Annotated in this window: 9 protein-coding genes; all 9 read right to left on the bottom strand. The window is 43.5% G+C overall.

What is annotated here, in order from left to right:
* Positions 1–168 precede the first annotated feature (168 nt).
* The gene (gene mmsB / locus KQI22_RS08190) at positions 169–1,341 is read right to left on the bottom strand and encodes a multiple monosaccharide ABC transporter permease (protein WP_216551595.1); all 1,173 of its coding nucleotides are present in this window, start codon (positions 1,339–1,341) and stop codon (positions 169–171) included.
* A 3-nt stretch (positions 1,342–1,344) separates the two neighbouring features.
* Positions 1,345–2,886, bottom strand: coding sequence for a multiple monosaccharide ABC transporter ATP-binding protein (gene mmsA / locus KQI22_RS08195; RefSeq protein ID WP_216551596.1), 1,542 nt, complete (start codon positions 2,884–2,886; stop codon positions 1,345–1,347).
* A 160-nt stretch (positions 2,887–3,046) separates the two neighbouring features.
* Complete coding sequence (gene chvE / locus KQI22_RS08200; protein WP_216551597.1) at positions 3,047–4,192, bottom strand: multiple monosaccharide ABC transporter substrate-binding protein; 1,146 nt, start codon at positions 4,190–4,192, stop codon at positions 3,047–3,049.
* A 238-nt stretch (positions 4,193–4,430) separates the two neighbouring features.
* Positions 4,431–5,459 carry a substrate-binding domain-containing protein gene (locus KQI22_RS08205; protein WP_216551598.1) on the bottom strand — a complete coding sequence of 343 codons (1,029 nt, stop codon included), beginning with the start codon at positions 5,457–5,459 and terminating at the stop codon, positions 4,431–4,433.
* Positions 5,460–5,462: 3 nt separating this feature from the next.
* A complete protein-coding gene (locus tag KQI22_RS08210; RefSeq protein WP_216551599.1) occupies positions 5,463–7,055 on the bottom strand; it encodes a response regulator transcription factor in 1,593 nt (530 codons plus the stop codon).
* A gap of 9 nt (positions 7,056–7,064) precedes the next feature.
* Positions 7,065–8,561, bottom strand: a complete 1,497-nt coding sequence (locus KQI22_RS08215; RefSeq protein ID WP_216551600.1) for a sensor histidine kinase — start codon at positions 8,559–8,561, stop codon at positions 7,065–7,067.
* Entirely contained in the window at positions 8,542–9,609 is a 1,068-nt protein-coding gene (locus KQI22_RS08220) for a substrate-binding domain-containing protein (RefSeq protein WP_216551601.1), read from the bottom strand. Before KQI22_RS08220 ends, KQI22_RS08215 begins: the two co-directional genes overlap by 20 nt.
* 28 nt (positions 9,610–9,637) lie before the next feature.
* Entirely contained in the window at positions 9,638–10,585 is a 948-nt protein-coding gene (locus tag KQI22_RS08225; protein WP_216551602.1) for a magnesium transporter CorA family protein, read from the bottom strand.
* Between the two features lie 197 nt (positions 10,586–10,782).
* Positions 10,783–14,682, bottom strand: coding sequence for a hypothetical protein (locus tag KQI22_RS08230; RefSeq protein ID WP_216551603.1), 3,900 nt, complete (start codon positions 14,680–14,682; stop codon positions 10,783–10,785).
* Positions 14,683–14,873 lie beyond the last annotated feature (191 nt).

The following is a 14,873-nucleotide window of genomic DNA, read 5'->3' on the forward strand; positions in this document are numbered from 1 at the left end:
CGCACTCGCGCGAAGCGGAATATGTCGCAAGCGACCGCGCTCGGCGCCAGAGTTTTGCAGAGCAAAACTCTATGTGTATATCTTGTATCACGCGAAAGCTCCCGGGCGATGCCCGGGAGCTTTCATTAGATATTAGGATGATATTGCTATCATTCTGCCTTATAACTCTTATTTATCCTGTTTCTTTGTTACTACATCGAAGATAACTGCTGCAAGAAGTACAAGACCTTTTACAACTTTCTGGTAGTTGGCATCAACACCCATGATTGACATACCAAGGTTGATAACACCCATCAGAACCGCACCAACGATAACACCCGGAACTGTACCAACACCGCCGTAAGCAGAAGCACCACCTACGAAGCAGGCACCGATAGCATCCATTTCATAGTTCTGACCGTATGTAGGCTGTGCACTTGTCATACGTGCGATTGTCAGCATACCTGCAAGAGCTGCTAAGAAGCCCATGTTTGTATAAGCGATGAAGTAAACCTTGTTTGTATTGATACCGGAAAGCTTTGTTGCTTTTTCGTTACCACCTACTGCGTAGAAGTAACGACCTGTTGTTGTTTTGCTTGTGATGTATCCGTAGATCAGAACGACACCGGCAACCCAGCAGAGTGCTGTAGGAATACCTTTGTACTGAGCCAGACGGAACATGAATACTAAGATAACTGCACAGATGATCACTGTTCTGACTACCATTGCACTCAGAGCTTCCATTTCGTAGCCCTTCTTTGCACGGTTCATACGGTTCTTGATCTGAACCAGAACGTAGATCACACATGCGATCACACCAACCAACATACATGTGATGTTAAATCCGTTTCCACCGAAGAAATCAGGGATGTAACATTCAGCACCACCACCGAATACTTTAACGAATCCTGCATTTGTCAGGGAAACTGTTAAACCGTTCAGTACAACGTTTGAAAGTCCACGGAATACTAACATACCGGACAGTGTTGTAATGAAAGGAGGTACATGTACATATGCGATCCAGAAAGCCTGCCATGCACCGATCAGAAGACCGATCAGAAGCATCATGATAGAAGCAGCTACAGGGTTCATACCCTTGCTTTCCATTAATGTTGCACCGACAGCACCTGCGAAGCAGACAACCGAACCAACGGAAAGGTCGATGTTACCACCGGTTAAGATACATAATAACATACCAGTTGCCAGAACGAATACGTATGCGTTCTGAGAAATTAAGTTACTTACGTTCTGTGGAAGAAGAATTTTACCACCTGTCTGCCACGTAAAGAACAACGTAACTAATACTAAAACAATAATCATTGTATATTTTTTGACACCATTCATCAATTTTGCTTTATCCATTGTTTACGCTCCTTTATTTGTAGATTTTAAAATATGTGACATAATGATTTCCTGCGATGCTTCCTCGCCCTGCAGTTCTCCAACAATTCTTCCTTCGTTCATGATATAGATTCTGTCGCACATGCCAAGTACTTCAGGAAGCTCTGAAGAAATCATGATAACAGATTTTCCTTCTGCCACCAACTGATTGATAATACAGTAAATCTCATATTTTGCTCCAACGTCGATACCTCTTGTCGGCTCGTCGAGGATCAGTACATCCGGATCTGCGAACATCCATTTTGCCAGTAATACTTTCTGCTGGTTACCACCGGAAAGGTTACCGACATTCTGTTCTACAGTCGGACATTTTGTATGTAACTTTTCTTTGTAATCTACTGCAATTGCATATTCCTCATCCTGGTCGATCACGCCGTGTTTGCTGATCGCATCCAGATTTGCAAGCGTCGTATTGATCTTGATCGGATTGGAAAGGATCAGTCCGTTTCCTTTTCGATCTTCCGTTACATATGCCAGCTTGTGATGAATGGCATCTCTTACATTTTTCAGATGTACTTCTTCGCCATTCAGCTTTAAGGTTCCGGAGATCTTTGTACCATAGCTCTTACCGAACAGACTCATGGCAAGCTCTGTACGTCCTGCGCCCATCAGGCCTGCAATACCAACAACCTCGCCCTTGCGGACATTGATGCTGACATTATCAACGACCTTACGCTCTGTGTAAAGCGGATGGTAAACGGTCCAGTCTTTTGTCTCCAGATTGATCTCTCCGAATTTCTTATTTTCACGTTTCGGGAAACGGTCTGTCAGCTCACGGCCAACCATGCCTTTGATGATACGTGCTTCGGAAATATCGTCTTTTTCTTTATCCAATGTTTCAATCGTAGATCCGTCTCGAATGACTGTGATCTTATCTGCTACATAAGAGATCTCATTCAGCTTATGAGAGATGATGATTGAAGTCATGCCTTCTTTTTTGAACTTCAGGAGTAAATCCAGAAGTGCCTGTGAATCATCCTCATTCAAAGAGGCAGTCGGCTCATCCAGAATCAGGAGCTTTGCATGTTTTGCAAGTGCTTTTGCAATTTCTACAAGCTGCTGTTTACCGGTACCGATATCCTTGATCAATGTTCTGGAAGATTCCTTCAGGCCTACCGTTCTCATGTACTTTTCAGCTTCGCCGTATGTATCATTCCAGTTGATCGAGAATTTCTTTCCTCTTTCATTACCGAGGAACATGTTCTCACCGATGCTCATGTAAGGGATCAATGCCAGTTCCTGATGGATAATGACAATTCCCTTTTCTTCACTATCTTTAATTTTGGAGAACTTACAAACTTCTCCGTCATATATAATATCGCCTTCATAGCTACCGTAAGGGTAGATACCACTTAAAACATTCATAAGGGTAGATTTACCGGCGCCGTTCTCACCAACAAGAGCGTGGATCTCGCCTTCTTCTACCTGAAGATTTACATTATCAAGTGCCTTAACACCGGGGAATGTTTTGGTGATATTTTTCATTTCCAATAATACTTTCGCCAATTGTATCCCTCCTAATATCTAATCAAATCATTACATTTATTTACATCTTGAGATTAACAGGCGGGGTAAACCCGCCTGTTATTGATATTTATTTTGTTGTGTTCTATAACCTGCTTCGCAGGTTATTTAGTCGCACATTTGCTTCGCAAATATGTGACAATTACTGAAGATCAGCTTCTGTGTAGTATCCTGAATCTACTAACAGTTCTTTGTAGTTAGAAGAATCTACGAATACTGGCTCGCAAAGGAATGAAGGGATAACGCCTGTACCGTTGTCATAAGACTCTGTATCGTTAACTTCAACTTCTGTTCCTTCGATGATCTGACCAACCATCTTTACAACCTGGCTTGCAAGTGTACGTGTATCTTTGAAGATAGACATTGACTGTTTGCCTGCTACGATATTCTTAACGTTTGCAATATCACAGTCCTGACCGGTGATGATCGGGTAATCACCTGTGTAGTTAGCCGCAAGTGCGTTCTCAACACCAAGTGCTGTAGAGTCGTTTGAGCAAAGAACTGCATCAAGCTTTGTGCCGTCTGCGTAGTAAGAAGCAAGAATGTTTTCCATTCTGGACTGTGCTGTTTCTGTAGACCAGTTAGCTGTTGCTACGTCTGCGAATTCTTTCTGTCCTGATTTAACTACCAGTTTGCCTTCGTCGATGTACTTGTTCAGAACATCCATTGCGCCGCCGTAGAAGAAGTTAGCATTGTTATCACCTGGGTCACCGGTGAAGATTTCAATGTTGAACGGGCCTGCTGCGTTGTCAAGGTCTAAGTTGTCACGGATGTACTCGCCCTGTTTTGTACCAACCATGTAGTTATCAAATGTTGCGTAGTAAGAAACTGCATCTGAATCCATGATCAGACGGTCATATGCGATAACAGGAATACCTGCTTCTTTTGCCTGGCTCATTACTGTACCAAGTGAGCTACCATCGATAGAAGCGATAACTAAAACGTCAACACCTTCTGTAATCATGTTCTCGATCTGAGATACCTGTGTAGCTGTGTCGTTAGATGCATACTGGATATCTACTTTGTAACCGGCTGCTTCCAGCTCTGCCTGCATGTTTGAACCATCCTGATTCCAACGCTGCAGATCCTTTGTTGGCATTGCTACACCAACGAATCCGCCTTCGCCTGAGCTTGCGCTTGTGTCTGTTGCTGCGCTGTCATTAGCAGTATCTGTTGCTGCTGCATCTGTTGCTGCGCTGTCATCTGAAGCTGCATTGCTTCCGCAACCAACTAACAGAGAAGCTACCATTGCTGTGCTGAGTAAAACACTTAATAATTTCTTCTTCATATTGAAGTCCTCCCTTAATTAAAATATATTTTTGTGTTACAAATCATTCCGTTTTTTAGGTTTTCTTTGTTACAAGTAGAATGTATCACATCTTCAATAGCAATAGTTTGCGAAATTCTGTCATTTTTTAAGATAGCATATCGCATAATAAAAGAAGTGCTAGCACAAAATTGTTATGTGTACCAGCACTTTTTGCAATAATTTACTATTGATTTTTTATTTTTGCGTGCACGTGCCCTCAATCGCGCACGTTTAAATAAACCTCTTCTTCCAGGTGAAAACCACTGTTTATAATGACATCCTGCATATTGTCAGCATTTACCGCGATTGGTTCGAGCACAACAGCAGGCACATCATAGGTGCCATCATATTCTGTACGATCCGTGCTGATGCCTTCTCCACCTGCCATCTGACATGCGTAAACGGCTGCTGCCTGTGCAAGCTTCTCCACCGGCTTATACACGGTCATAACCTGTGTTCCTTCCACAATACGCTGGCACGCTTCCAGCTCTGCATCCTGTCCGACAATCCTGATCTTGCTTGCCAGCCTTTTCTCTGCAAGTGCTCTTACCGCACTCGTTGCCAGGCTGTCATTTCCGCACATGATCGCATCCAGTCCATCCAGAAGTTCCGGATGTTCATTGATATAATCATATGCCAGCTCCGGTTTCCAGCCGTCCGCATGCATGCTGCCAACGATTTCAATTCCGTTTTCTCCCATCACAGTGCAGAAGCCCTTCTCTACCTGCGAAACATTATTATCTGCGGTCGGTCCGGAAAGCATCAGCACTTTTTTGTTGGGAAGGCCTGCCTGTACCAGTGCCTCCCCCATCAGCGTTCCTACCTTTTCGTTATCGAAAGAAATATACAGATCCACATCCGCGTTTTTGATCATACGGTCATAAGCGATCACCCGGATGCCTGCATCCTTTGCTTCCGTGATCACATCTGCCAGTCCGTCGGAATCAATGCAGACTACAACAAGCACATCTACCTTTTTCTTGATCAGATAACGGATCTGTGAGATCTGCGTGTCAATATCGCCGTTGGCATTCTGCACATTGACCTCTGCACCGTATTCCTTCGCTGTGGAAACAAACACATCTCTGTCTTTCTGCCATCTTTCTATGACAAAGGAATCAAATACAAGTCCGATCTGCACCGGCGTATCGTCCTGCTGATCTTCCTCCGGCTCTGTCTCCTGTAATCTGCCACAGCCCGTCAGCAGGAGCAGGCATACAACAAACAGCATAAGCCTTTTCTTCATCTATTATTTGCCCTCCTTAAACTCTGTGGGCGTCACACCTACATTTTTCTTGAAAGTGCGGCTGAAATAATTAGGGTCTGAATAGCCGACCGCCGAACAGATCTCTTTCATACTGCTGTCACCTGCCAGAAGCATTTCCTTCGCCTTTGAAATCCTGACATTTGTCAGATACTCAATAAAATTTTCACCGGTTGCTTCTTTAAACACCTTACTGAAATAATAAGGGCTGATATCCACTTCGCGCGAAACATCATCCAGCGAAATATCTTTGCTGTAATGTCCGGCAATATAATCTTTTGCCCGGTCAATAATGCTGCTGGACTGCTCCTCCTTGCGGGTCATGACATTACGACATGCCTGCGTGATTTTGTCAATATACCATTTCCGCAGTTCTTCATACTGGGTAATGGCAAGCAGCGACGGCAGATAATCCTGTCTGGAGCGGAAGTGATACACTTTACCGCTGTTCTCATAAGTTACATGTTCTGCCCATAGTACAAATTCCAGCACCTTGAGCTTGATATCCATTTCACAGTTCGGATAGTTTTCCAGCATCCAGTCAAAAAACTGGTTAGCCGCAGCTACCGCGCCATTCAAATCACCTTTTTCCAGTGCATCAAATAAAAGCCGCTCTGTTTCTACCGGATAATTTTCTTCATATTCACAACCGATCGGCAGGTCATCTACATGCGCTACCGTTCCGGTCGTTGTCGTCAGGGAATCCAGTGCCTCATTATAAGATTCCATCGCTTCACTCAAAGGACGGACAGAGCCAAATCCCGCACGGAATGCCACATCCAGATGCTTTCTGAGTTTTCTGACCATGACACGTGCCTTTTCGATCATTTCAATACGTTCATTATATTCCTGCTTCGGCTCTTCCCACGGGATAAAGACTGCGATCTTATTTGCCATGACAGAACCGACAATACCCGGAAAATAGCTTTTGACCACCTCACGCACTTCCCGGACATGATTCTGCACACGGACACTGGTCCCGACCGCATTCGTCATATGATTGCCTTCCTGATCTTCACCAAAGACAAGTGCCATCATACAACCGTAATTCATCGATAGTCCCAACAGATTTTTGAAATTTTCGATATCGTCCTCAAAGAACTCCTGAAACAGGATATTATAAACAAGTCCGTTTTCAATAATCGGAACAACCGTCTCCATTTTCTCGCGGATCATCAGATCCTTGGATCGCTTTTCCCGTTCCTTGTCGATCAGATGCATGGCGCGCTTCACGACCGCAACGATCTCAGTTCTGTCAACCGGTTTGTTCAGATATTCCAAAACGCCAAGTCCGATGGCTTCCTTTGCATAATCGAATTTATCATAGGCAGACATCACAATAAAAATTGTATTTGTATTTGTTTCCCGAATCTCGCGCATTGCCTCGATCCCGTTGATACCGGGCATCTGGATATCCATGATCGCAATATCCGGGCTGAAATGCTCCGCCAGCTCGATCACGCTTCTGCCTGTCTTGGCGGATTCAATCACACACGTATCACCAAATTCTTTTGATAAGATGAACCGCAGGGAATCGATCACGATCCCTTCGTCATCTGCCAGCATAATCTTATACATATCTTATCCTCACTTTATGTCCGGGTACGGAATACTGATCACTACTTCCGTTCCCTTACCCATTCCTTCGCTCGTCATGGCAAACCGCTCTGCCCCATCAAAGAACAGATGAAGACGTTCCATTACGTTATTCAGACCGACACCGTTGGAATCTCCCGCCTCTTCCTGATGAGAAATACAGTTCTGCATCACCTGCTCAATCCGTTCTGCCGTCATACCAATACCATTATCCTTGATACTGATGCAGACATTTTCCTCCTTCCGGTAAACAGAAAGTACGATCCGGCCTTCCCAGTCGATATTGCGGATTCCATAGTTGACACTGTTTTCCACGATCGGCTGCAGGAGCATACTCGGAATATGAATGCCCAGAAGAGACTCATCCACCTTTTTCTCAAAGTGGATATCACCGGAGAACCGGACATTTAATATATAAATATAATTGTCCACAAGCCGGATTTCTTCTTCCAGCGTCACTTCATCATGATCCTTCTTAATATTGTAGCGGAAAAACGCCGCCATATTCTGGATATAATCGTAGGTACGATCTGCGCTTTCCATCATGGCAAGCTGTGCCCCCGCATTCAGCGAATTAAACAGGAAATGCGGGTTGATCTGCGCCTGCAGATATTTCAGCTGGGCGTCCTTCAGATGCGTTTCCATCAGGAGTTCCTTTTCCTTCATCTGCCGTTCTTTTTCGATACTCTCGCGGAGCCTGTTCATGTAATTCGGAATGCTCTGCAGCATCTGATTGAACGCTACCGTTACGACACCGATCTCATCCATCGAATGCACTTCTACCATATCCGCCTGCTCCAGCTCTCCGTTTGCCACCCGATAAGCTGCATCCGAAAGCTTCCGCAGCGGCTTTGTGATATTCCTTGTAAACATGATGACCATTAAAAGGGTACAGAGCGTCAGCGCGATAAAAATAAAGATGCTGACCATTTCCAGATACTGCAGGGAATCGGAAAGCACTTCGTAATCCCCGGTATTGGTACGGAACCGTCTGTTGTTCAGACTCAGGATATACATCTGCAGATATTCGTAAAGCTGCGATGCATCATCATAATATGCCTTGTATTTTTCTACATTACGACCTCTTTTTGCCTCTATCGTATCCGCTGTCAGCGACAAATATGTCTCTGACATATAGTGGATATTGCGCTCCATCAGAAGCAGTTCATCCCCTGTTGCCTTTGTCTGAAGTCCCGCGATCAGATCTGCATAATTCTGCTCGTTTTTATAATACTCCTCCATAGCATCTGTCGTTTTGGTATTCAGATAGGAGGTCATGCTGGACTGCAGTCCGTCAAGCGCATCCGCGATCGAATTCAGCCTGACATTATCCGCATAGATTTCATCCAGCTGTAATGTGATCTTGTTAATATTCAGATACATGAACACGTTCACAAGCAGCATAACAAGAATCGTCAGAACAAACACACAGATCAGTTTTGTCCGGATAGAAAGAGCAGTGAAGGCGTCAGCCAGTTTCTTTGGCATTGTCCGCGCCTCCTTCCCCAAGCGTCTGTGCATTTAAAAGCGAGATATCTACCGCAAAATATTCATTTGCATAGCCGCTTTCCTGATATTCCGAAAGGGCATCCACACAATATCTGCCCATCTGCTTTGTATCGATCGTCACGGAAGAATGTATGATATTTTTTTGAATCGCACTTCTGATCATATCAGATTCATAATATCCTACGATCTCGATCTCTCCAACTTTATTGTAATCGACAACTGCCTGATATACACAGGTCGTATTCTGTTCATTTAAACACATCATCACATCAGGCAGTGTATCTCTTGTCATAAAAATATCACGGATCGCTTCTTCTGCCGCAAAAGCAGAACCGCTCTGCACCGGAACCGCTTCGATCTGCACCAGATCACCCAAGCCAGCTCCATCGATCACCTCCTGCATAGATGCAAGAAGGATACTCTGGCTCGTGTCTGCACGTTCCGCATCTAAAAGCACCATGACACTTTGTCTGCCGCTGTATCCCTTTTCCTGTTTTTCTCTTATGATATCGCAGAGCTGATTTCCGTACTCTCTGCCCAGATTATAATAACTGATACTCACATAACTCTGTCTGCCTGCCTGCGTGTTATCTTCCAGCACAGTCACGACAGGGATTCCATTCTCTTCGGCTTCTTTGATGAGTTCTGTCATCATGGCACTTTCATCCGCTTCCACAATGATACCGTCCACCTTGGAATCGATTGCGATCTTCATCAGATCCCGCTTATCATACTCTGTTTCCAGATTGATCCCCGGCATTTCTATATAGGCATCTGCTTTCTGTGCTTCCTCCAAGGCGCCTGCATAAACATTCTGCCAGAATGGCAGGCTGTCATCATTGGTAATCATCATATAATAGCTGCTGTATTCTTCCGCATCCTGTACCTTTTGCAGTACCTGACTTTCCCTCTTCCGCATATGGAAATAGAACACACACATGATGACCATCAGTGTCGCCAGCAGATAAAAGGGGAGCACCTGTGCGGCTTTCCCTAATGTTTCTTTCCATCTGTTTCTTTTTTTCATAAATAATATCTATAACTTTCTTCTCTTCTTACAGCAATTTCTTTTTCTTTAATACAACAAGTGCCACAACGCAGATCACAGCAATCGCCACGCAGATGATCGCAAATCCGTAAGGCGTCTTGGCAAGTGGCATCCAGTTTGCACTGACGTTCATACCGTAAATACCGGAAATGACCGTCGGGATCGCCATAACAAGCGTGATGGAAGTCAGGAATTTCATCACATTGTTCAGGCGGTTATTTAAGATCGTAGATACCAGTTCTCTGGCACCATGGATAATATCTCTGTAAATATTTGTCATTTCGATCGCCTGTCTGTTTTCGACTATGACATCATCCAGCAGCTCTTTATCTTCCGGATACTGCTCGATCCGTTCATAACGCGTCAGTCGTTCCAGTACGACTCTGTTGGCACTTAATGACGTTGCGAAATAGACAAGGTTGCTTTCCAGCTCATGTAAGTGGATCAGATCGCGGTCCTCTGTATCATTTTCTTCACTGACTCTCTGCTCGATCTCACTGCGCCGCTTATCGATAACACGCAGGAATGCCTGATACATGTTAGTCGTCCGAAGCAGGATCTGATATACGAAACGCATCTTTTTCTTGGTCGAAAAGCCTCTGACCAGATTCTGCGAAAAATGGGTCAGTACCGGCGTTTCTATGCCACACACCGTAATGATCGCATTTCTGACAAGCAGGATACCAAGCGGGATTGTCGTGTAAGCGTTCTGGTTATTACGCACTTCGGTCGATGGGATATCGACAAGGATCAGGGTATACCCGTCCTCAAGCTGCACACGGGAACTTTCCTCATCATCCAGCGCTGCCTTCATATCATTCACATCAATGCCGTATTGCTTGGCGGTCGAGACAATCTCTTCCATATCCGGTGCTACAAGGTTTACCCATACATCCGGCTCAAAATCTTTCAGTTTTGATAAAACGCCATTGTCTGTCTTGTAAATACAACGCATAAAAAGCCTCCCATTTTGCATATCTTTATTTGCATACCTTGTTACCAGTTTACATCTTTTCGACATTCGGTGCAATAAAATCCTCTAAATCCCAGTAGCCGAGACGGCAGAACGCAAAAATCTCCGGCAGACGACTGCTCATCCACCGGAGATTCCCTGCTTGTTATTATATTACAGACTGTAAGATCTTGTATTTTTTATTTCTTTACTTTGATCTTCTTCACAGCAGATTCGATATTCATATCTGCCTTCAGTTCGTTTGTACCTTCTGCAGTTACCTTGTAATAGTAAGTTTTCTTCTTTGTTGCCTTACCTGTATAGCTCAAGGTCTTTTTATTCTTGTTCTTCTTTGTTACTTTGATCGTAGTTACCTTTGTATACTTACCGTTTTTCTTCGTAGCACGATAAACTGTATACTTCTTTGCGCCCGGAACTGCATTGAAAGTTACGCTGACTTTACCCTTCTTGCTGTTTTTCAGCGTAACAGTATTAATACCGTCTGCTGTTACCTTGGCAGCCTTACTTGTTCTGTCACTTGTTATCATGGAATTATGGCCCGCACACGGGATATCGCCATAAGCCACTACCGTATAGTATACAGTTACTCCCACTGGAACATCTGCATAATCCACCGCACTTGTTCCGGTTACAGAACCTGTTACACCATAATATTCTTCATAAGGTACATCAGCCGCAGTTGATCTCTGCATCTTTGTTTGGGAATTAAATTTACTAGAACTTGTCAGACTGTCATCATACTTGTAATCATCGTTTGATTCCTTCGAAATCGACTGTCTGCTGGAAGGCAGTCCATATAATTTTTCATCCTGGTAATAGATGCCCTCCACATAACTTCTGTACACCACATAATATTTCGCTCCGGTCACTTTTTTCCAACTGATCTTAACTCCTTTTTTATTACCTGTTGTAACCTGAGAAGCCTTGATTCCTTTAACCGCAGGCAAATAACGTGTACAATCCTGACTCTTCCAGCTTCCATAGATGCCGCCCTTAGCCACACCACGTACGCGAAGCGAAACACGTTCTCCGCAAGCAAGTGCTACAGAGAATGATGTTCCCTTCACTGTCTTTTTAACGGGCTGTTCCGTTTTGGGATTATTCAGCGTATCGTATACTGTATATTCCACTTCATAACCAGAAGCATACTTATCCTTTGACCAGCTGAACACAGCCTTCTTTCCCTTTATTTCAGCCTTGAGGTTCTGAACAGAATCACTCAGTCTCATGTCAACCGAAGCAGAGTAAGAAACATATTCTGTCTTGTTTCCCGTTGTATAATAAGCAATCACAACATATGTATAATTTTCCCCTTCAACCAAGCCTTTATCACTATAGCTTGTCTTGGATTTTGGCAGCGTCTTAATCAACTCGTACCGGCTGTTTGACAGATAAGTAACATATCCGGAAGCACTGAATTTTTTGGAATATGTTTTTGTATCTGCGTTCGCGGAACACACACGATAAATCTCATATTTTTTTGCATTTGCAACTTTGGTCCAAGAAAGCTTCACACCTGTTTTGGATGTTTTATCGATTTTTGCTTTCAGATTAGGGGCATCTGTTGTTCTGACTGCTACCGTTGCGTATTCACCATATGTTTTCTTACGGCTATCCGGATCATATCGGTACGCCCGTATCTTATACACATAATTTGTATTATTTTTTAATCCCTCGTCTGTATATACATCGTTGGTTATCGTAGCGAGCTTTTTGAATTTTTTACCTTTTTTTCTGTAAATTTCAAAACCTGTCACATTTGATTTTGAGATTGTCAGCTTAATACTGTCCTTTTTAGCAAGTGTGCTGATACCCGGTTTTCCGAATACAGTCTTCGTGCTGACTATAGCAGATGCTGCACTCATATTACTGTATACATTATACTGCTTTTCATATGGTTTATTGACAACTTTTCCATTCTGGACACTCGTAATGTTCGTTTTATACACAATCGGCGTTGTACGTTCCTTACGATCATCCTTGTCATATGTATAAGCCACAAAATAGTAGGTTTTTCCATCTGTCGGTACAATATAATCGATATCGCATGAATCCACATAACCGCTATAGTTCTTAATTGTATATGTTCTTACTTTTTTAAGTGCGGTCTTATCGTTATACTGCAGTTCTCTCACACCATTATAACCATAAACGTCTTCATTCTTATCCAAATAATAGGTTGTACCATTTTCCACTCTTTCCGGCATTAAAATACCGGCTGTATAATAGTTCGGGAAATTAGCCGATTCATATGCATAAATGACAACATCTTCTTTGACCGGATCCCAGACAAGACACTGAGAACCGCTTGGGCGTTTTTCTACATGTAGATTGGTTATCTGCGGCATTGTCTGCTGTGGAGCTACTGTCACTGCCGCAACGGCTTTAACGCTGCGGTAAGTCTGCAGATCTATATATTTTTCATCTGCCACAGATCCGTAAGGCACGACTGCAAAATAATAATATCCACCTTCCTTATCTACCGCATAATTATAAAAAGTGCTATATGTCGTCACACTATTTGTTTCGATCTCATCTGTGTCAGAAATACCAAGTGCTTTTTTCTCATTCTGTGTCAGATAATTTTTATCATAATACTTCACAAAATTGGCAGCCGTTACCTGAAGTGCCTTCTTGGAACGGATCACATAAATACTATAGCCGCTTACTTCTTTTACTGCCGTCCAGGACAGTCTGATCTGTCCATTTCCATTCGACATATTGCGAACGGAACCATTGTCTATTTTTACATCTTTTGCCGTATACGCTGCACTTACAGATGCAACCGCCGGCACAAAAGAAGGTGCTGTATAAGTGTAAGTAAGCACATCCGACCACGCACCCAGACTCGCGATCCGTTTCGTCTTACCGCCATTGTCTGTATAATCGTTATAATAATACACTCCACGTACACGTACATTTACTTTTTCACCGTTTGCCATCAGCTTTGGATAGGTGTACTCCGCGTCTTCTGACAGCATATGTTCTTTCCCCGCTGCATCTGCTGCCAGCAGGAAATAATAATCCTGATTATTATCTGTATAAACAGCCTGTGTACAGAGATTTCCATTTATTTCCAGTTCGTAGCCCAGATATAACGGCTGACCGGAAGAGCCCTTTGCCCCCGCCGGTATAGTCAGACTGTTCCATGAAAAGATCGGTTTTCTCTGGTTAAATACAATCTCTTCCCTATCATAGAGAGAATAATATCTTTTCCCATTCACGAAGTCATAATTAAGTGCATTCTTTGTAAAAAATCTTCCGTTATACTCGTAATAGTCCGCTGTTTTAGTATAATCAGGCGCATCTACATAGCGACCATACTTTTGATTAAATGCTTCAGCCGAATCGCAGATGCCAACCGCAGTAACACTGTCTGATTTTCTATAAGCTATATATGTTTTTCCGTTTATCGTTCTCTGATATACTTTGTAATAAGGATATGTAATATTATCAATCGTACAAAGAGGCGTCTGTCCATTGTAATACTGGTTTATCGTTCCTTCCTTCAAGCTTACCTCATATCTTGTAGAAAGGATTGTTTCATCATGGTTGCTGTCATATCGGGTATAATCATACCATTTCCCATTATAAGCATACAGCGCGCTGTCACTCTGCTGCTCCAGTTCTCCCTGTACACGGACTGTTGTATTTATCTGCTTTTTATTATACCGCAAAGCCATATTATATCCAAAGTCATAGATCCTACCATCCATCTGTGATGCATCCACGGAAAGACCGATCACCTTTGACAGACTTCCGTCATATGCCTCATCCGCATCCAGATCCGCATCATTCTCTGAAACAGTGATCTCTGTACCATTTTCTGAGACGCTTGTCTCCTCTGCAGCCTCTGTCTCTTCCGTCTCCGGAACCTGTACTTCTGTTTCCACGCTTTCCGGTGCCACGGCTTCTTCTGCCGGCTCTGTTCCCTGTTCCTGATCGGCAACTGTTTCCACTGCGCAAGCCTCAGAAGTATCTGCCGGTGCAGCCACCACTGCCGATGTCTCTCCCAGCACCAGAGAAAAAGCAAGCGCAAGCGCCATCACGCGTTTTCCGTTTAAACTCTTCTTTCTCATGTTTTCTCCCTTCTTTTTCTTTCCACTTTTATCATGTCATCTGCCCTTTACCCTTTTCAGACAATACGACACACACTATTATTATCTTGCATCGGCCACTTTTTTGCAACTGAAAGGCGGCTGTTTTTCACAGGCTAAATTCACAAAAATAGAGGCTCTGCTTTGTGCAAAACCTCTTTCCTGTTTTAAGT

The sequence above is a fragment of the Kineothrix sp. MSJ-39 genome, from assembly GCF_018917935.1.
GTDB lineage: Bacteria > Bacillota > Clostridia > Lachnospirales > Lachnospiraceae > CAG-194.

Excerpts from the sequence above, each read along its gene's own strand:
- chvE (WP_216551597.1), bottom strand. The coding sequence starts at position 4,192 with ATGAAGAAGAAATTATTAAGTGTTTTACTCAGCACAGCAATGGTAGCT.
- KQI22_RS08220 (WP_216551601.1), bottom strand. The coding sequence starts at position 9,609 with ATGAAAAAAAGAAACAGATGGAAAGAAACATTAGGGAAAGCCGCACAG.
- KQI22_RS08215 (WP_216551600.1), bottom strand. The coding sequence starts at position 8,561 with ATGCCAAAGAAACTGGCTGACGCCTTCACTGCTCTTTCTATCCGGACA.
- mmsB (WP_216551595.1), bottom strand. The coding sequence starts at position 1,341 with ATGGATAAAGCAAAATTGATGAATGGTGTCAAAAAATATACAATGATT.
- KQI22_RS08205 (WP_216551598.1), bottom strand. The coding sequence starts at position 5,459 with ATGAAGAAAAGGCTTATGCTGTTTGTTGTATGCCTGCTCCTGCTGACG.
- KQI22_RS08210 (WP_216551599.1), bottom strand. The coding sequence starts at position 7,055 with ATGTATAAGATTATGCTGGCAGATGACGAAGGGATCGTGATCGATTCC.
- KQI22_RS08230 (WP_216551603.1), bottom strand. The coding sequence starts at position 14,682 with ATGAGAAAGAAGAGTTTAAACGGAAAACGCGTGATGGCGCTTGCGCTT.
- KQI22_RS08225 (WP_216551602.1), bottom strand. The coding sequence starts at position 10,585 with ATGCGTTGTATTTACAAGACAGACAATGGCGTTTTATCAAAACTGAAA.